This window comes from Streptomyces sp. Ru72 (assembly GCF_002920635.1).
Taxonomy (GTDB): domain Bacteria; phylum Actinomycetota; class Actinomycetes; order Streptomycetales; family Streptomycetaceae; genus Streptomyces.
The window spans coordinates 1-18,102 of record NZ_PQSR01000135.1; the positions used below are offsets into that span (position 1 = coordinate 1).

The window sequence follows — 18,102 nt, forward strand, 5'->3', positions numbered from 1 at the left end:
CACGCCGAGACCCCCGGTCCGCCCCCGCCGGCGGCCACCGCACGCTTCCCCGACGCGCCCCCGGCCGTCGGCACCGCCCCGCCGCGGACGCCCCCGGCATCGTGGAGACCACCGCGCGGCTGCGCCCCGTCCAGCCGCCGCGGCCCTTCGTGACGCTCGCACAGCCCGACACCCGCGGTGTCGAACCCCCCAGGCCGCGGCTGCACCTGGGCGCCCGCATCCACCCCCGGGTCGCCGCGTCCGCCGCCTGCCTCGTCCTCGGGCTCGGTCTCATCGGGGGTGCCGTGACCGGCAGTTGGCTCACCGGGGACGACTCGCCGGGCGGTGCGCGGGGCGCGTACGCCGTGGCCGGATCCCTGTGGCACAGCGTCCCGGTCGACCGGCTCTTCCCGCCCACCGTCAACGGCCCGGGCGCCGGCCCCGGTGGCGCCGACCGCACCTGGACCCGTATCGCCGTCGCCCCCGACAGCGGCTGCGCTGACGCCTTCGACCCGCTCCTGCACAAGGCCCTCGCCCCCGTCGGCTGTCTGCGCCTGCTGCGCGCCACCTACACGGACGCGACCCGCAGTCAGGTCACCACCGTCGGACTGCTCTTCACACGGGCCGACGCCGCGGCCATGGGCGCCCTCGCCAGCCGCTTCAAGGACGAGGGCCTGGACCGCCGTACCGACCTCATGCCCCGCCCGTACGCGGCCGAGGGGACCGTCGCGGCGGGCTTCGGCGACGCCCAGCGCGCGTCCTGGACGATATCCGTCCTCACCGACGCCCCCGTCGTCGTCTACGCCGTCTCCGGCTTCGCCGACGGCCGCACCGTCACCGAACCCGAGCCGGCCGAGAACGCCATGAAGACCGGCGCCACGACCGCCCCCGCCCAGGCGGGGCTCGGCAATGACGCGGCCGGCCTCGCAGACCGTATCGAGGCGGCCCTGCGCAAGACCTTCGCCTCGGCCACGGAGAAGCCCTCATGAGCGCCCGGACGACCGGCGTGCGCCTGCTCACCCCCCTCCTCACCGCCGCCCTCGCCCTGCTGCCGGCCACCGCCGCCCACGCCGACGGCATACGGGCCCAGGAGTGGGCCCTCGACGCACTGCACATCCAGCAGGCCTGGCAGACGACCAAGGGCAGGGGCATCACCGTCGCCGTCCTCGACACCGGCGTCGACGACACCCACCCCGACCTGGCGGGCAACGTCCTGCCCGCCAAGGACCTGGTCGGCTTCGGCGCCCAGCGCGGCGACCGGGCCTGGGCCCGGCACGGCACCGCCATGGCGGGCATCATCGCCGGGCACGGCCACGGCATCGGCGACACCGACGGCGTCGTCGGCGTCGCCCCCGAGGCGAAGATCCTCCCCGTCCGCGTCATCCTCGAGGACGGCGACCCGGCCCGTACGAAGGCCCGGAACACCCGCGGCAACGCCCTCGCCGAAGGCATCCGCTGGGCCGCCGACCACGGCGCCGACGTCATCAACCTCTCCCTCGGCGACGACTCCGACTCCGCGCACCCCGAAGCGGCCGAGGACGAGGCGATCCAGTACGCGCTGAAGAAGGGCACGGTCGTCGTCGCCTCGGCCGGCAACGGCGGCGAGCTCGGCGACCACACCTCCTACCCGGCGGCCTACCCGGGCGTCATCGCCGCCACCGCCGTCGACAGCGACGGCACCCGCGCCTCGTTCTCCACCCGCCGCTGGTACGCCACGGTCAGCGCCCCCGGCGTCGACGTCGTCATCGCCGACCCGGACCGCAAGTACTACGAGGGATGGGGAACGAGCGCCGCCTCCGCCTTCGTCTCGGGCGCCGTGGCGCTCATCAAGGCCGCCCGTCCGGGCCTCAGCCCGGCCCAGATCAAGCAACTCCTTGAGAAGACGGCCCGCAACGCCCCCACCGGCGGCCGGGACGACTCCCGCGGTTTCGGGTTCATCGACCCCGCGGCGGCCATCAAGGCGGCGGCCGGCCTCAGACCGGACACCCTGCACCCGGTGGCGTACGGCGAGGAGTACTTCGGCTCCGGCCCGGACAAGGCCGACGCCGCCTCGGACTCACCGGGCTGGGCGGGCCCCCTGGCGGGCGCGTTGGGCGTGGCGCTGCTGGTGGCTTCGGTACTGCTGTGGAGGGGCCGCACAAGCGCCCCGTAGGCGATCCGCGGTGCTCAGCCGAAGACGGCCACGGCCGCTCGCGAGGCGGCCTCCACCACGGAAATCCCCTTCTCCTTCGTCGAGTTCCCGTCGGACAGCGCCGCCACCAGGTAGTCGCGCCCGCCTACCGTGACCCGTCCGATGCTGTTGACGTCCCACAGTCCGGTCGTGCTCCGCGCCAGCCATCCGTTCTTGAGCGCCGAGGCGGAGCCGTCCGCCGCCGCGGAAACCCCCCACCGCTGATCCTCGGCGATGTCGCCCATGAGTACCCGCAGATAGGTCCGCGAGGCCTCGCTCAGCTGCGAGTCGTCGCCGAACACGTGCCGGAGCAGGGTCAGCTGATCCGGCGCCGTGGTCTGCGTGAGCCCCCACAGCGTGCCGTCACCACCGACCGTGTCCGTCAGACCGAGGCGTCTGTTCGCGCTGTCCAGGCCGTCGGCGCGCCCGATCGCGGTCCACAGTGCCGACGCGGACGGGTTGTCGCTGTTCTCGATCATGGCCGTGGCGTACGCCTTCTCCTGCGCGGTCAGGTGCCGGCCGGCGTCCTGCGCCTGGAGCAGCAGCGCCGCAAGGATGTCCACCTTCACGATGCTGGCGGTGTCGAAGGATCCGTCGCCGTACGCGGCGCTCTCCCCGGAGTCCATCGAGAGGACCGCCACGGCCACGTCCGCCGTGTCCTCGACGGCCACCGACGCCATCGCCCGCTTCAGCAGCGCGCTCCGGTCCACCGGGGGTTCCGCGGCAGGTTCCACCGACGCCTCCTGACTCGACGAGGCCGACGCCGAGGGCGTCACCGACGACCCCGACGATACGGCGCCCGCCTCGGCGTGCGCCCGCTCCCTCAGGTACACCGTCGCCGTCGCCGTACCGCCGGCCACGACGGCTGCCGCCAGCGCCGTACAGACGAACGACCGGCGACGACGGGCGCGGCGGCGACGACGGGCTCTGGGGGACTCCATGGCCGCCGATGGTCTTCACCTGTGCTGTGCGCGCCGTGGGACGGGCGTGAGAGGTGTGTCAGGAGACGCTGAGAAACCCGTGAGAGCGGGGACCGCCGTGACTCAGGGGCGCCACGGCCCCGGCGAAGACCCCCCGATAGGGTCGGTGACCGTGGCGAACAAGAACATTCCCGACTCCGGCTTCTCCGACGACGACGGTTCGGCCGACCCCCGGCTGAGCGCGGCGCTCGCCGCCTGGGCCGAGGACCGCACCGCTGTGGGGCCCGTCCTCGAGGCGCTGAAGGGCGCACGGCTCCTCGTCCCCGTCGTCGCGATCCTCGGCGAGGTGGAGGAGGACGAGAAGGGGCTGCGCCGCGAGAAGACCAGCGAGATGGCCGTACCGACCCTGAAGGCCGGTGGCCGCACCGCCCTGCCCGCCTTCACCTCCACGGACGCGCTGGCGCGCTGGGACCCCGCGGCCCGCCCGGTCGCCGTCCCGCTGCACCAGGCGCTGCAGGCCGCCGCGCACGAGAAGGCGGACACGATCGTGCTGGACCTTTCCGGGCCGGTGCCGTTCGAACTGACGGGCCCCGCGCTGCTGGCCCTCGCCGAGGGCCGTACGACGACCGACCCGCTCGCCGACCCGGCCGTCACCGGTGCCGTACGGGCCGCCGTGGCCGCCGAGCCCGCCGTGCGGCGCGCCTACCTCGGGCGGGGCCGGGCCGACGGCATCCTCGCGCTCGTCCTGGACCCGGCTGCGAACCCGGCCGAGGCCGCGCGCGCCGTGGCCGAGCGGATGGCCGCCGACGACACACTGAGGGCCCGCCTGGTGCGCGGCCTCGACCTGGCAGTCCTGCCGGCCGGAGCGACGCCCCCGGGCGAGCCCTTGTTCGTGCGTTCGTGACGCTCTTCGTACGGTCGCGGGTCGGACCCTGGCTAGCCGTAGACCGGCCCGGTGTACTTCTCACCCGGGCCCTGGCCCGGCTCGTCCGGGACGACCGACGCCTCGCGGAACGCCAGCTGCAGCGACTTCAGGCCGTCGCGCAGCGGCGCCGCGTGGAAGGAGCTGATCTCCGTCGCGCTCGCGTCGAGCAGCCCGGCGAGGGCATGCACCAGCTTGCGGGCCTCGTCCAGGTCCTTGTACTTGTCGCCCTCCTCGGTGAGACCGAGCTTCACGGCGGCGGCGCTCATCAGGTTGACGGCGACCGTCACGATCACCTCGACCGCGGGCACCTCCGCGATGTCGCGGGTCATGGCGTCGAAGTCGGGCTGCGCGGCGGAATCCGGGGATTCCGTGGGGGCCTCGGATTCCGAGGGGGAGGTGTCACTCATGCACCACACGATAGGTGCCGGACGTGCGTTCGCCTGAATTAGCCCTGGCCGACCGAAGCTGCTAGCCTTGACTGACGACCGGCCGGACACCTGGTTGCCCGGCCCACAAGTGGAGGCTCCGATCTCCCACCTGGCCGCCCCGAGGGGCGGCGGGTCACCGGTCAGGCGGCCACCACCGTTCCGTACGGACGGTGGAGTCGCCCGAAAGCGCGCCCCGCGGTCCACCGCGGCGGTGCTCCGGAAAGCTCGGAGTCCCGCCTGTGTCCCGTCCGGGGCATTTTTCATGCGCCGCGATGGTTGGTCCTTATGTCAACCCAGACATATACGCGGCCGTCCGCCAGGCGGCCGTAGGTGCTACCGAGGAGGATCCATCAGCGCCGAGCCCCGCATCAACGACCGGATTCGCGTTCCCGAGGTGCGACTTGTCGGTCCCAGTGGCGAGCAGGTCGGCATCGTGCCGCTTGCCAAGGCCCTGGAGCTTGCGCAGGAGTACGACCTGGACCTGGTCGAGGTCGCGGCGAACGCCCGTCCGCCCGTGTGCAAGCTCATGGACTACGGGAAGTTCAAGTACGAGTCGGCCATGAAGGCCCGTGAGGCGCGCAAGAACCAGGCGCACACGGTCATCAAGGAGATGAAGCTCCGGCCGAAGATCGACCCGCACGACTATGACACCAAGAAGGGTCACGTCGTCCGGTTCCTCAAGCAGGGCGACAAGGTCAAGATCACGATCATGTTCCGCGGCCGTGAGCAGTCCCGCCCCGAGCTGGGCTACCGACTGCTGCAGCGCCTCGCGGAGGACGTTCAGGACCTCGGTTTCGTGGAGTCGAACCCGAAGCAGGACGGCCGCAACATGATCATGGTTCTCGGTCCGCACAAGAAGAAGACCGAGGCGATGGCCGAGGCCCGTCAGGCGCAGGAGGCCCGCAAGGCGTCTGCGAAGGCCAATCCCGGCCGCTCGCAGAATCCCGCCGACGCCGAGACCGCCGAGGCCCCGGCCGAGGCATCCGCCGAGGCCTGATCCCGGGGCGTGAGCCCCGGGGGAGCCGGACGTACGGACGTACGACCGCCGCAGCGCGGACGTACGGACCCCGGAAAGCCCGGGACGCCAGTCCCAGGATGTAACCGATACAAGAGCGACGCTCCGACGTGCCCGGTTTAGCGACCGGGCACCGGAGCGCCACCGACGAGGAGAGAACGGCGCTATGCCGAAGAACAAGTCGCACAGCGGTGCCAGCAAGCGCTTCAAGGTCACCGGCTCCGGCAAGGTGCTCCGTGAGCGCGCCGGCAAGCGCCACCTGCTCGAGCACAAGTCGTCCCGTCTGACGCGTCGCCTCACCGGCAACGCCGAGATGGCCCCGGGTGACACCAAGAAGATCAAGAAGCTTCTCGGCAAGTGACGCGACGGCGCTTGATCCTCTGATCAGTCCGCGCCGTACGTACGTCAGGACCGGGACCCAATCGTTTCGGGCCGTGTGAAGACCACCACGGCCCCGCTACAAGGAGTTAACAAGTGGCACGCGTCAAGCGGGCAGTCAACGCCCACAAGAAGCGCCGGGCGATCCTCGAGCAGGCCTCCGGCTACCGCGGTCAGCGTTCGCGCCTGTACCGCAAGGCCAAGGAGCAGGTCACCCACTCGCTGGTCTACAACTACAACGACCGCAAGAAGCGCAAGGGCGACTTCCGTCAGCTGTGGATCCAGCGCATCAACGCCGCTGCCCGCGCCAACGGCATCACCTACAACCGCTTCATCCAGGGTCTGAAGGCCGCGAACATCGAGGTCGACCGCAAGATCCTCGCTGAGCTGGCCGTCAACGACGCGGGTGCGTTCGCCGCGCTCGTCGAGGTCGCGCAGAAGGCCCTGCCGGCGGACGTGAACGCGCCCAAGGCCGCGTGACGCGACAGCGCTGCGCCGGCTCCAGCCGGATGTGAACCGGACCCGCAGGCTTACGACGGCCTGCGGGTCCGGTCATGTCCGGGTGGCCGCTCCACCAGCCGGTCGCCGTAGCCGTAGCCGCGGGCAGTCGTGCCGCTGGCGGCACGGGTGGGCGCAGGGGCACCCCCTGCTCGAAGGGCTCGGGGGAGTCACCCTGCCGACACCCTGCCCGTCGTACCCGGCAGTCCGGCACCGCCGAGAACCGCCGTCGTGGCTGGAGCCGTCGCGGCGGAAAGAGGTTGCACAGACCCCCGAACCCCGAAAGTGAACCGCATGCCCCCTGCCACCCCCGAGCTCATCTCCCCCCGATCCCCGCGCGTCGGCGCCGCGCGGCGGCTGGCGAAGCGGAACTTCCGGGGCAAGGAGCGGCTGTTCCTCGCAGAGGGGCCGCAGGCCGTGCGGGAGGCCGCGGGGCACCGGAGCGGGGGCACGGCGACCCTCGTCGAGCTGTTCGCCACCCCGGACGCGGCGGAGCGGTACCCGGACATCGTGGGGGCTGCGCGTGACGCCGGCGCCCGCGTGCACCTCGCAGCCGAGCAGGTCATCGCCGACATCTCCACCACCGTCACCCCGCAGGGTCTCGTCGGGATCTGCCGGTTCCTGGACACCGACTTCGACGCGGTCCTCAGGGCCCGCCCCCGCCTGGTCGCCGTCCTCGCCCACGTGCGCGACCCGGGCAACGCCGGAACCGTCCTGCGCTGCGCCGACGCCGCCGGTGCCGAGGCCGTCGTCCTCACCGACGCCTCCGTCGACGTGTACAACCCCAAGGCCGTCCGCGCCTCCGTCGGCTCCCTCTTCCACCTGCCCGTCGCCGTCGGCGTCCCCGTCGAGCGGGCCGTGGCCGGGCTCAAGGACGCCGGCGTGCGCATCCTTGCCGCCGACGGCGCGGGCGACCACGACCTCGACGAAGAGCTCGACAAGGGCACCATGGGCGTGCCCACCGCCTGGGTGTTCGGCAACGAGGCATGGGGACTGCCCGAGGAGACGCGGGAGCTGGCCGACGCCGTCGTCCGCGTGCCCATCCACGGAAGGGCCGAGAGCCTGAACCTCGCGACCGCCGCGGCCGTATGTCTCTACGCGTCCGCCCGTGCACAGCGCGCCCCCGGAGGGTGCCGCTCCGTCACTCACGGCTAGTAGGGTGGCGGGCTCGGGGCCCACAGCCTGACGAGAGGTGGGGTACGGGGATGAGGGTCGGCACGAGCAGAGCACCGGAGGCACGGGACGCGCGCCGCGGCCCCGGGTCCCGGCACGGCGATCTCGCCGAGCTCGGCATCGACCCGGACGAACTCCCCGACGGACTCGTCGTCGCCGACGAGCACGGCCGAGTGATCTGCTTCAACGCCGCCGCCGAACGCATCACCGCCGTCCGGGCCGCCGACGCCCTCGGACAACGGCTCGACAAAGCCCTGCCATTAGAGGATCTCGAGGGGCGGCGCTGGTGGCAGCTGACCGATCCCTACGGGGGGCTCGCGATCCGCGTACGGCAGCCGGAGCGCAACCTCCTGCTGCCCGGTGGGCGGGAGGTCCTCGTCGCCGCGCGCTATGTGCGCAGCCACCCCACCGGGCCCATCCGCCGCGTGGTCGTCACCCTCCGCGACACCGAGGCCCGGCACCGTACCGAACGCAGCCACGCCGAACTGATCGCCACCGTGGCCCACGAACTGCGCTCCCCGCTCACCTCGGTCAAGGGCTTCACCGCCACCCTGCTCGCCAAGTGGGAACGCTTCACCGACGATCAGAAGCGGCTCATGCTGGAGACCGTCGACGCCGACGCGGACCGGGTCACCCGGCTCATCGCCGAACTGCTGGACATCTCACGGATCGACTCCGGGCGGCTGGAGGTGCGCCGTCAGCCCGTCGACATAGGGGCGGCCGTCGGGCGGCACATCCAGGCCTACGTCGCCGCCGGCCAGCCCGCCGACCGTTTCCTGCTGCGCATCGAGCAGCCGCTGCCCGCCCTGTGGGCCGACCCCGACAAGATCGACCAGGTGCTCAGCAACCTCCTCGAAAATGCGGTGCGCCACGGGGAGGGAACCGTCACGATTGACATCACGCCCTCGGTGTCGCCCCGCGAAGGGGAGGACACCGGCACGTCGGTCACGGTGAGCGACGAGGGGCCCGGCATCCCGGAGGAGTCCATGAACCGCGTCTTCACCCGCTTCTGGCGGGGCAGCAAGCGCGGGGGCACGGGTCTCGGGCTCTATATCGTCAAGGGCATCGTCGAGGCCCACGGCGGCACCGTCACGGTCGGCCGCGCCCGCGGCGGCGGCGCCGAGTTCCGATTTACGTTGCCCGTGGGGGCACCGGCTTACCTGGCCTGAGCAACCCACGGGCGCGTTCACTTTCCCCAGCCCCGTTAGACTCGGCCATTGGCACCTTTGCGTCCCAATATCCGGAGACGATTCGTCCGCGAGTCGGTGACGGGGACCGTCAGCCAGCCAATCGGAAGCACGGGAAGAGATGTCGGCACCCAATAAGTCGTACGACCCTGTCGAGGTCGAGGCCTTGAAACCGGAAGAGATCGAGCGCATGCGGGACGAGGCGCTCGCCGCCTTCGCCGCCGCGGACTCCCTCGACGCGCTCCACGAGGCCAAGGTCGCCCACACCGGCCCCACCTCGCCGCTGGCTCTCGCCAACCGCGAGATCGGCGCGCTGCCCCCGCACGCCAAGGCCGACGCCGGCAAGCGCGTGGGCCAGGCCCGTGGCGCCGTGAACAAGGCGCTGGCCGCCCGCCAGGCCGAACTCGAGGCCGCGCGGGACGCCCGCGTGCTGGTCGAGGAGTCGGTGGACGTCACGCTGCCCCACGACCGCGTGCCCGCGGGCGCCCGGCACCCGCTGACCACGCTCTCGGAGCGGATCGAGGACGTCTTCGTGGCCATGGGCTACGAGGTCGCCGAGGGCCCCGAGGTCGAGGCCGAGTGGTTCAACTTCGACGCCCTGAACATCGGCCCGGACCACCCGGCCCGCGGCGAGGCCGACACCTTCTTCGTGCAGGCGCCCGACGGCGGCTCGGAGTCCGGTGTCGTGCTGCGCACCCACACCTCGCCCGTGCAGATCCGCTCCCTGCTCAATCGCGAGCTGCCGGTCTACGTGATCTGCCCCGGCCGCGTGTACCGCACCGACGAGCTGGACGCCACCCACACCCCGGTCTTCCACCAGGTCGAGCTGCTCGCCGTCGACGAGGGCCTGACCATGGCGGACCTGAAGGGCACGCTGGACCACATGGTCCAGTCGCTGTTCGGCGAGGGCATGAAGACCCGGCTGCGGCCGAACTTCTTCCCGTTCACCGAGCCGTCCGCCGAGATGGACATGGTGTGCTACGTCTGCCGCGGTGCGTCCGTCGGCAACCCCGACCGGCCCTGCCGCACCTGCTCGTCCGAGGGCTGGATCGAGCTCGGCGGCTGCGGCATGGTCAACCCGCGGGTGCTCACCGCCTGCGGCGTCGACCCGGAGAAGTACAGCGGCTTCGCCTTCGGGTTCGGCATCGAGCGGATGCTGATGTTCCGCCACAACGTCGAAGACATGCGAGACATGGTCGAGGGTGACGTCCGGTTCACCCGGCCGTTCGGGATGGAGATCTGATGCGGGTCCCGCTTTCTTGGCTGCGGGAGTACGTCGACCTGCCGGCGACTGAGACCGGGCGTGACGTCCAGGCCAAGCTCATTTCGGCCGGGCTCGAGGTCGAGACCGTCGAGCAGCTCGGCGCCGACCTCACGGGTCCGCTGGTCGTGGGCCAGGTGCTGACCATCGAGGAGCTGGAGGGCTTCAAGAAGCCGATCCGCTTCTGCACGGTCGACGTCGGCCAGGCCAACGGCACCGGTGAGCCCCAGGAGATCGTCTGCGGTGCCCGTAACTTCGAGGTCGGCGACAAGGTCGTGGTGGCCCTCCCCGGCGCCGTGCTGCCCGGTGACTTCGCGATCGCCGAGCGCAAGACGTACGGGCGTATGTCGCGCGGCATGATCTGCTCCAGCGACGAGCTGAACATGGGCGACGACGGCACCGCGGGCATCATCGTGCTGCCGCCCGGCACCGAGGTCGGCAAGGACGCGATCGAGCTGCTCGAGCTGGTCGACGAGGTGCTCGACATCGCCGTCACCGCCAACCGCGGCGACTGCCTGTCGATCCGCGGTGTCGCACGCGAGGCCGCCATCGCCTACGGCCTGCCGCTGCGCGACCCCGCGCTGCTCGACGTCCCGGCGCCGAACGCGTTCGGCCACCCGGTGAAGATCTCCGAGCCCCTCGGCTGCGACCGCTTCACCGCCCGTACGGTGACCGGCGTCGATCCCGAGGCCCGCTCCCCGATCTGGCTGCGGCGCCGGCTGCAGAAGGTCGGCATGCGCCCGATCTCGCTCGCCGTCGACATCACCAACTACGTGATGATGGAGATCGGCCAGCCGCTGCACGCCTACGACCGCAAGCTGGTCCAGGGCACGATCGGCGTGCGCCGTGCCGAGGAGGGCGAGAAGTTCACCACCCTCGACGGTGTGTCGCGCATCCTGCACGCCGAGGACCTCGTCATCACCGACGACCGCGGCCCGATCGGCCTCGCAGGTGTGATGGGCGGCGCCAACACCGAGATCGCCGACCTCCCCCAAGCTCTCGACTCCGCTCGAGCAGGGGGGACCCCCGTCGACCTCGAGAACGCCACCACCGAGATCGTCATCGAGGCCGCGCACTTCAACCAGGTCTCCATCGCCCGCACCGCGCGCCGTCACAAGCTGTCCTCCGAGGCGTCCCGCCGCTTCGAGCGCGGTGTGGACCCGCTGGCGGCGCCCGCCGCCGCCCAGCGCACGGTCGACCTGCTGGTGCTGCTCGCGGGCGGCACCGCCGACGCGGGCGTCACCGAGATCATCGCGCCGTCCGCGCCGCACAGCATCACCATGCCGGCCGACCACCCGGACAAGGTGGCGGGCGTGCACTACGGCCGGGAGACCGTCGTACGCCGCCTGCAGGAGGTCGGCTGCGACGTCTACGGCCAGGACGAGCTGATCGTCACCGTGCCGTCCTGGCGGCCGGACCTGGCGGAGCCGAACGACCTGGCCGAGGAGGTCATCCGGCTGGAGGGCTACGAGAACCTGCCCTCCACGCTGCCCAAGCCCCCGTCCGGGCGCGGTCTGACCCACCGGCAGCGGCTGCACCGCCGCGTCGGCCGGGCCCTGGCCGGGGCCGGCTACGTCGAGGCGCCGACCTACCCGTTCGTCAGCGAGCAGGTCTTCGACCAGTTCGGGCTGGAGGCCGACGACCCGGCCCGCCGCGTCGTCAAGCTGGTCAACCCGCTCAGCGACGAGGAACCCGCGCTGCGTACGACGCTGCTGCCGGGCCTGCTCGGCGCGCTGCGCCGCAACGACGGCCGCGGCTCGCACGACCTCGCTCTGTTCGAGACCGGGCTGGTCTTCCTTCCCCAAGCTCTCGGCTTCGCTCGAGCAGGGGAGACCCCATTGCGCGACGAGCGGCGTGTGGCCGCCCACCTGCCGGTCGACCGGCGTCCCAGCGACGAGGAGATCGCCGCGCTGAACGCCGTGCTGCCCGAGCAGCCGCGCCACGTGGCCGTCGTCCTCGCGGGCGCCCGGGAACAGGCCGGCTGGTGGGGCAAGGGCCGCCCGGCCGACTGGGCAGACGCGGTCGAGGCCGCCCGGACCGTGTCCCGCGAGGCCGGGGCCGAGCTGATCGTCCGCAAGGGCCGGTACGGGCCGTGGCACCCGGGCCGTTGCGCCGAGCTCGCCGTCGTCACGGACGGCGCCGAGCGGGTCGTGGGGCACGCGGGCGAGCTGCACCCGCGCGTCCTGAAGGCGCTGGGGCTGCCCGAGCGCACCTGCGCGATGGAGCTGAACCTGGACGCGCTGGAGGCGGTCGGCGACGGCACCCCGCAGGCACCGGGCATCTCCACCTTCCCGGTCGCCACGCAGGACGTCGCGCTGGTCGTCGACAAGCCGGTACCGCAGGCGGATGTCGAGGCAGCGCTGCGCGAGGGCGCCGGTGAACTCCTCGAGTCCATCCGGCTGTTCGACGTCTACGAGAACGAGGAGCAGCTGGGGGAGGGGCGCAAGTCGCTGGCGTACGCACTGCGCTTCCGCGCGGCCGACCGGACGCTGACGGTGGACGAGGCATCCGCTGCGCGTGACGCGGCCGTCGCGCTGGCCGCTGAGCGCACGGGGGCGGTGCTGCGGAGTTAGTTCCGCGGAGGATCCCGGAAAGCGGGTAAGGGCCCCCACCAGGAGGTGGGGGCCCTTCCGGTACAGTCCCGAGCCCCTTGGGGGCGCACCCCTGTGCACGGCCACGCCGTCCGCCGGCCACGGAGTGTCGGGCAGGCAGCCGGTCGGACGGCGTGGAGGGGCCGCCGCACTGTATGAGGGGGAGCCGGCGGCCCGGCCGGCCTCTTGCGAGGGCTTTCAAGTCAAGCGGCCGGAAACTCTCCGCGACAGCGCACGCACAGCCCGGATTCGCGCACTTCGTTCACACCCCGTGTGAAGCGGTTCCCACTACCCTGGCGAAACCGAGCCACCGGAGTGCACCCATGCAGCCCAACACTCTGCTCGACGCGATCCTCGACGAGGCCGGAATCTCCCACGCGGGGCTGGCCGCGCACGTCAACCAGGCGGGGCGGGCACGCGGCCTCGCACTCAGATACGAACACACGGCGGTCGCACGGTGGTTGAAGGGCCAGCGCCCGCGCGGCCAGGTGCCCGACCTGATCTGCGAGGTGCTCGCGGCCCGGCTGCACCGCCCGGTGACCCTCGACGACATCGGCCTCGGCGTGCCGGGCGAACCGGCCTCCCCGCACGGCTCCAGCCTCTCCGGGTTCGTCGAGCGCGCCACCGCCCTGTGGCGTTCCGACGAACAGCAGCGCCCCCACATCCTGGGCGCCCCGGCCGTGACCGGCACGCCCGCCGTGATGCCCGTGTGGGAGTGGGAGAACCCGCCCGAGGACGTGGACGTCTCCCGTGGCGGCCGGCACCGGGTCACCCCGGCCGACATCGACATGCTGCGCGCCGCCCGCGCCCACTACGAGCAGATGTACCGCAAGGCCGGCGGCATAGCCACCCGTGCCCGTATCGTCGGCTTCCTCAACGCCGAGACGGCACCGCTGCTGCGCGGCGGCTACACCGACGCGATGGGCCGCCAACTGCACCGGGCCACCGGGGGGCTCGTCGCGATCGCCGGCATCTGCGCGTACGACTCCGACGCCCACGGTCTCGCCCAGCGCTACTTCCACCAGGCCCTGCGCCTGGCCAAGGCCAGCGGGGACCGGGGGCTCGGCGCGTACGTCATAGCCCTGCTGGTCAACCAGTCGCTGTACATGCGGGAGTACCGGCAGGCCGTGGCCTTCGCCGAGGCCGCGCTGCGCGCCGCGGGCAAGCAGATCACCCCGGCGCTCGCCTCCGATCTGTACGCGATGCAGGCGAAGGCGTACGCGCACCTCGGGGACGCGTCGGGCGCACTGTCCTGCATCCGGCGGGCGGAGTCGGCCGCCGAGCGCATCCGGCGCGGCCACGAACCGGACGAGACCGGCTACGTCCAGCCCGGCCTCGTCAACGTCCAGGTCGCCGAGGCGCTGCTCAGCCTCGGCGAGCTGACGGCGGCCGGGGAGCACGCCGCGGCCGCGGTGGGCACGCCCGCGCACGACCGGGGTCGGGTGCACCGGCTCGCCATGCTCAGCCAGATCGAACTGCGCCAGGGCAACGCCGACAAGGCGGTCGCCACCGCCGTGGAGATGGCGGAGCGGGCGCGCGGAATGGAGTCCATGCGCCTGCGCGACAGACTCCGGGCGGTGCGCGAACACCTCGTCCGCAGCGGCTGTGCCGGAACGGCCGAGGCGGCCGAACTCATCGACGGGGCCCTGCGCGTACCGCTGTAGTCACCGCCCCACCCACTGCGTGAGAGCCGCGCGATGTCCGCCGGCACGGACCACTGCGCCCGCCACTGCGCCGGGCGTGCGCCGCCGTGAGCCTGCTGAGTCACCGCTCCTGCTGCGATATTGCCCCTTACTCGGCGGAAGGTGGCAGAACCATGCAGTGGACGAAACAGAACGAACAAACTGTGTATGAAAACCGCTGGTTCAGCGTCAACCTGGCGGATGTCCAGCTGCCGGACGGCCGGCACCTCGACCACTTCCTGATACGGCTGCGGCCCGTGGCCGTGGCCACCGTCGTCAACGAGGCCAACGAGGTGCTGCTGCTGTGGCGGCACCGCTTCATCACCGACAGCTGGGGGTGGGAACTCGCGGCCGGCGTGGTCGAGGACGGCGAGGACATCGCCGACGCGGCGGCCCGTGAACTCGAGGAGGAGACCGGCTGGCGGCCGGGACCCCTGCGCCATCTCATGAGCGTGGAGCCCTCCAACGGACTCACCGACGCCCGGCACCATGTGTACTGGGCGGACGAGGGCGAGTACGTCGGGCACCCCGTGGACGACTTCGAGTCGGACCGCCGGGAATGGGTTCCCCTCAAACTCGTCCCCGACATGGTCGCCCGTGGGGAGGTCCCGGCCGCCAACATGGCGGCCGCGTTACTGCTACTGCATCACCTCAGGCTCGGGCAGGACGCGAGGCCCTGAGCCGCCCGCGCGTCAGGCCCTGCGCCCGCGCGTCAGGCCCTAGTGACCCAGTGCCTGCCAGACCGCCACGACGAGCGCGCCCACCGCCGTGAGGGCGGCGACGGCGGGCAGCGGCCAGCGTGCGTGCTCCAGCGTGATGAGGCGGGTGTGCAGTTCGTCCAGCTCCTTGGCGGTCTCCTCGGTGCGATGGCTGAGCAGTGCCAGCCCGCCCTCGACGCGCGCGTAGGCCACGTCGAGTCGGCGGCGTAACTCTGCGAGTTCTCCCTGGACGGCGGGATGCTCGGGATCGGCGGTCACAAGTCCGCTCCTTTCCGTAGTCGTCTCACATCCCTTGCATGCGCATGCTGAGTCAACTCGCCTGGTGGGCGCGTGAGGAGAGTGTGCGAGCGGCATATGCGGGTCCGGCTCGCACACGCCGTGTGAATGGCGTGGGCCCGGCACCGTCCGACGGTGCCGGGCCCACGCGAGCCGGGTGTTGACCGAGAGTGGTCAGGAGTAGGTGTAGAAGCCCGCGCCGGTCTTGCGCCCCAGCCGGCCCGCTTCGACCATCCGCTGCAGCAGCGGGGGAGCGGCGTACAGGGGCTCCTTGTACTCGTGGTACATCGAGTTGGCGATCGAGACGACGGTGTCCAGCCCGATCAGATCGGCGAGCTTCAGCGGGCCCATCGGGTGGGCGCAGCCCATCTCCATGCCGTTGTCGATGTCCTCGCGCCCGGCGATGCCCGACTCGAACATCCGGATCGCGGACAGCAGGTACGGCACCAGCAGCGCGTTGACGACGAAGCCCGAACGGTCCTGCGCGCGGATCGCGTGCTTGCCGAGGAGCTTCTCCGTGAACAGCTGGGCCCGGCTCAGGGTGCCCTCGGAGGTGGTGAGCGCCGGGATCAGCTCGACCAGCTTCTGCACCGGGGCCGGGTTGAAGAAGTGGATGCCGATCACCTGGTCCGGCCGCGAGGTCGCCACGGCCAGCTTCACCAGCGGGATCGAGGAGGTGTTGGAGGCGAGGATGGCGTCCGGGCGGGTCACCACCTGGTCGAGCACCTGGAAGATCTCGGTCTTCACCTGTTCGTTCTCGACGACGGCCTCGATCACCAGGTCGCGCTCCGCGAACTCGCCGAGGTCGGTGGTGAAGGTCAGGCGCGCCTGCGTCGACTCCCGCTCCTCCTCGGAGATCTTGCCGCGCTCGGCTGCCTTGGACAGGGAGTTGAACAGGCGGGTCCGGCCGATCTCCAGGGCCTCGCCGGTGGTCTCGGCGACCTTCACGTCCAGTCCGGCGCGGGCGCACACCTCGGCGATGCCCGCGCCCATCTGGCCGCAGCCCACCACTCCGACGCGTTCGATGTCGGTCACATCGTCCCTTTCGCTGATCTACGGCTGTGGCAGGTCCGATCGGGTTCCGGTCGCCTGCTCCGATCGTGCACGTTACTCCCAAGTATCGATGATCGATCGGTCGGGTGGGAGCATGCTGGGGCACCGGGACGATCCGTGACGAGGCGGGTCCGCAGAGTACAGGGGTGTGCCGATGGGCCGCTTGTCACGCCGGGCGTTCACGGTGGCCGCGCTGGCGAGCCTGGTGACGGCGGGAGACGCCGCGGCAGCACCGCGGGGCGCGGCGTCCGGGGAGATGCGGGGCATGTGGCTTGCCTCCGTGGCCAACCGCGACTGGCCCTCGCGTCCCGGACTGACGGCGTCCGCACAGCGCGCCGAGCTGTGCGCCCTGCTCGACGTGGCCGTACGGCGCCGGCTGAACACGGTGTTCTTCCAGGTGCGCCCCACGGCCGACGCCCTGTGGCCCTCCCCGTACGAGCCGTGGTCCCAGTACCTGACCGGCGTCCAGGGGCGGGACCCCGGCTGGGACCCGCTCGGCACGGCCGTCAGCGAGGCGCACGCGCGGGGCCTGCAGTTGCACGCCTGGTTCAACCCGTACCGGATCGCCCTGCACGCCGACGCCTCCCGGCTCGCCGCCCGGCACCCCGCCCGCGTGCACCCCGACTGGGTCGTGGCCTACGGCGGCAAGCTCTACTACAACCCCGGACTGCCCGAGGTCCGTGCCTTCGTCGAGGACGCGATCCTGGACGCCGTACGCCGCTACCCGGTCGACGGCGTCCACTTCGACGACTACTTCTACCCGTACCCGGTCGCCGGGGAGGACTTCGACGACGAGGACGCGTACGAGGAGTACGGCGACGACTTCCCGAGCCGGGCCGCCTGGCGCCGGGACAACATCGACCGGCTGGTGCGCGAGACCGCGAGCCGTGTGCGGCAGACCAGACCGGCCGCTCGCTTCGGTATCAGCCCCTTCGGGGTGTGGCGCAACGCCGCCACCGACCCCCGCGGCTCGGACACCCGGGCCGGGGTGCAGACGTACGACGACCTGTACGCGGACACCCGGACCTGGGTGAGGTCCGGGTTGCTGGACTACGTCTGCCCGCAGATCTACTGGAACATCGGGTACGCCGCCGCCGACTACGGGCGACTCGTGCCCTGGTGGGCAGGTGTCGTCCAGGGCACTGACGTACAGCTGTACGTGGGTGAGGCGCTGTACAAGGCCGGTGCCGCGGCCGAGCCCGGCGCCTGGCAGGACCCGGCCGAACTCTCTTTGCACCTCACTCTGGCCAGGCGATACCCGCAGGTCCGCGGGCACGTCTTCTTCGCCGCCAAGGACGTGTCCGAGGACCCGATCGGCGCGATGGCGCGGGTGGTCGCCGACCACTACCGACAGCCGGCGCATCCCCCGCGCTGACCCCGGCCCCTACTGTCCGAGCGGTCGGCCGGCGTCCTCCTTGTGACGGATCTCGGTGTCCGGGCCGGGTGAGCACACCCCTTCGTGCCCGTCCTGGAAGCGGACGCGGTAGGGCGGGTTGCCGTCCGCGCCCATCACTTCGACGATCTCGCCGACCTTGTCGTGCTGCCCGACGATCCTGCCGTGCTGCACCAGCTTGTCGCCCACAGTTGCGCGCATCTGTTGGGCCCTCCTCGTCGCGTTGCGGGAGTATCGGTCCCATGTTCAGGCGGCTCGCCTCCGGGACGCTACAGCCCCTTAGGCTCACTCGCCGCGGCCGCGGGCCGCGGCCGGTGGCGCCGGACGTCCCGGTCCGTCCCCACCCCCGGTCAGCCCCGCGCCCGCTGGGTGACCGCGATGCATACGAGGACCGCTGCGGCCGTGAGCGGTGCGGCCGGGGTGAGGTGCTCGGCCGAGGAGCCGAGTACCGACC

General features: G+C 71.9%; 18 protein-coding genes. 13 read left to right on the forward strand and 5 right to left on the reverse strand.

Translation table 11 applies throughout. The features are described 5' to 3' along the window. Window positions 1–968: hypothetical protein (locus C3488_RS35665; protein WP_374955485.1), on the forward strand; the 968-nt coding region annotated here is incomplete at its 5' end. Beyond that, entirely contained in the window at window positions 965–2,131 is a 1,167-nt protein-coding gene (mycP, locus tag C3488_RS35670; protein WP_103845024.1) for a type VII secretion-associated serine protease mycosin, read from the forward strand. The genes C3488_RS35665 and mycP, both read left to right, overlap by 4 nt. Window positions 2,132–2,145: 14 nt before the next feature. Here the strand turns inward: mycP and C3488_RS35675 are convergent, their stop codons facing one another. Next, window positions 2,146–3,090, reverse strand: a complete 945-nt coding sequence (locus C3488_RS35675) for a serine hydrolase (protein WP_103845025.1) — start codon at window positions 3,088–3,090, stop codon at window positions 2,146–2,148. Window positions 3,091–3,241: 151 nt separating this feature from the next. Here C3488_RS35675 and C3488_RS35680 point away from each other — a divergent pair, with 151 nt between their 5' ends. Continuing rightward, window positions 3,242–3,973: an SseB family protein gene (locus C3488_RS35680; protein ID WP_103845040.1), complete on the forward strand. Its 732-nt coding sequence runs from the start codon at window positions 3,242–3,244 to the stop codon at window positions 3,971–3,973. A 32-nt stretch (window positions 3,974–4,005) separates the two neighbouring features. On the opposite strand, the gene C3488_RS35685 is transcribed toward C3488_RS35680, so the two are convergent. Then, on the reverse strand, window positions 4,006–4,401 hold the full coding sequence (locus tag C3488_RS35685) for a DUF1844 domain-containing protein (protein WP_103845026.1): 396 nt from the start codon (window positions 4,399–4,401) through the stop codon (window positions 4,006–4,008). A gap of 370 nt (window positions 4,402–4,771) precedes the next feature. Between C3488_RS35685 and infC the strand changes: the two genes are divergently transcribed. The 9 genes from infC to C3488_RS35735 all read left to right on the forward strand — a co-directional run bounded on the left by infC (window position 4,772) and on the right by C3488_RS35735 (window position 14,887). Beyond that, the gene (infC, locus tag C3488_RS35695) at window positions 4,772–5,419 is read left to right on the forward strand and encodes a translation initiation factor IF-3 (RefSeq protein ID WP_103845041.1); all 648 of its coding nucleotides are present in this window, start codon (window positions 4,772–4,774) and stop codon (window positions 5,417–5,419) included. A gap of 184 nt (window positions 5,420–5,603) precedes the next feature. Further along, the gene (rpmI, locus tag C3488_RS35700) at window positions 5,604–5,798 is read left to right on the forward strand and encodes a 50S ribosomal protein L35 (protein ID WP_103845027.1); all 195 of its coding nucleotides are present in this window, start codon (window positions 5,604–5,606) and stop codon (window positions 5,796–5,798) included. A 113-nt stretch (window positions 5,799–5,911) separates the two neighbouring features. Beyond that, window positions 5,912–6,295 carry a 50S ribosomal protein L20 gene (rplT, locus tag C3488_RS35705; protein WP_103845028.1) on the forward strand — a complete coding sequence of 128 codons (384 nt, stop codon included), beginning with the start codon at window positions 5,912–5,914 and terminating at the stop codon, window positions 6,293–6,295. Window positions 6,296–6,607: 312 nt separating this feature from the next. Continuing rightward, window positions 6,608–7,468, forward strand: coding sequence for an RNA methyltransferase (locus C3488_RS35710; protein ID WP_103845029.1), 861 nt, complete (start codon window positions 6,608–6,610; stop codon window positions 7,466–7,468). A 50-nt stretch (window positions 7,469–7,518) separates the two neighbouring features. Further along, window positions 7,519–8,655, forward strand: a complete 1,137-nt coding sequence (locus C3488_RS35715; protein ID WP_103845030.1) for an ATP-binding protein — start codon at window positions 7,519–7,521, stop codon at window positions 8,653–8,655. 139 nt (window positions 8,656–8,794) lie between these two features. Next, window positions 8,795–9,916 carry a phenylalanine--tRNA ligase subunit alpha gene (gene pheS / locus C3488_RS35720; protein WP_103845031.1) on the forward strand — a complete coding sequence of 374 codons (1,122 nt, stop codon included), beginning with the start codon at window positions 8,795–8,797 and terminating at the stop codon, window positions 9,914–9,916. Beyond that, window positions 9,916–12,507, forward strand: coding sequence for a phenylalanine--tRNA ligase subunit beta (locus tag C3488_RS35725; RefSeq protein ID WP_103845032.1), 2,592 nt, complete (start codon window positions 9,916–9,918; stop codon window positions 12,505–12,507). The genes pheS and C3488_RS35725 overlap by 1 nt, the downstream gene beginning before the upstream one ends. 341 nt (window positions 12,508–12,848) lie before the next feature. Further along, on the forward strand, window positions 12,849–14,189 hold the full coding sequence (locus C3488_RS35730; RefSeq protein WP_103845033.1) for a transcriptional regulator: 1,341 nt from the start codon (window positions 12,849–12,851) through the stop codon (window positions 14,187–14,189). A gap of 152 nt (window positions 14,190–14,341) precedes the next feature. After that, a complete protein-coding gene (locus C3488_RS35735) occupies window positions 14,342–14,887 on the forward strand; it encodes an NUDIX hydrolase (RefSeq protein ID WP_103845034.1) in 546 nt (181 codons plus the stop codon). A 39-nt stretch (window positions 14,888–14,926) separates the two neighbouring features. On the opposite strand, the gene C3488_RS35740 is transcribed toward C3488_RS35735, so the two are convergent. Beyond that, the gene (locus C3488_RS35740) at window positions 14,927–15,184 is read right to left on the reverse strand and encodes a hypothetical protein (RefSeq protein WP_103845035.1); all 258 of its coding nucleotides are present in this window, start codon (window positions 15,182–15,184) and stop codon (window positions 14,927–14,929) included. Window positions 15,185–15,376: 192 nt separating this feature from the next. Beyond that, a complete protein-coding gene (locus C3488_RS35745; RefSeq protein ID WP_103845036.1) occupies window positions 15,377–16,237 on the reverse strand; it encodes a 3-hydroxybutyryl-CoA dehydrogenase in 861 nt (286 codons plus the stop codon). Between the two features lie 172 nt (window positions 16,238–16,409). Between C3488_RS35745 and C3488_RS35750 the strand changes: the two genes are divergently transcribed. Next, a complete protein-coding gene (locus C3488_RS35750) occupies window positions 16,410–17,630 on the forward strand; it encodes a glycoside hydrolase family 10 protein (RefSeq protein ID WP_103845037.1) in 1,221 nt (406 codons plus the stop codon). A gap of 9 nt (window positions 17,631–17,639) precedes the next feature. On the opposite strand, the gene C3488_RS35755 is transcribed toward C3488_RS35750, so the two are convergent. Continuing rightward, window positions 17,640–17,849, reverse strand: a complete 210-nt coding sequence (locus C3488_RS35755) for a DUF1918 domain-containing protein (protein WP_103845038.1) — start codon at window positions 17,847–17,849, stop codon at window positions 17,640–17,642. Between the last annotated feature and the right edge of the window lie 253 nt (window positions 17,850–18,102).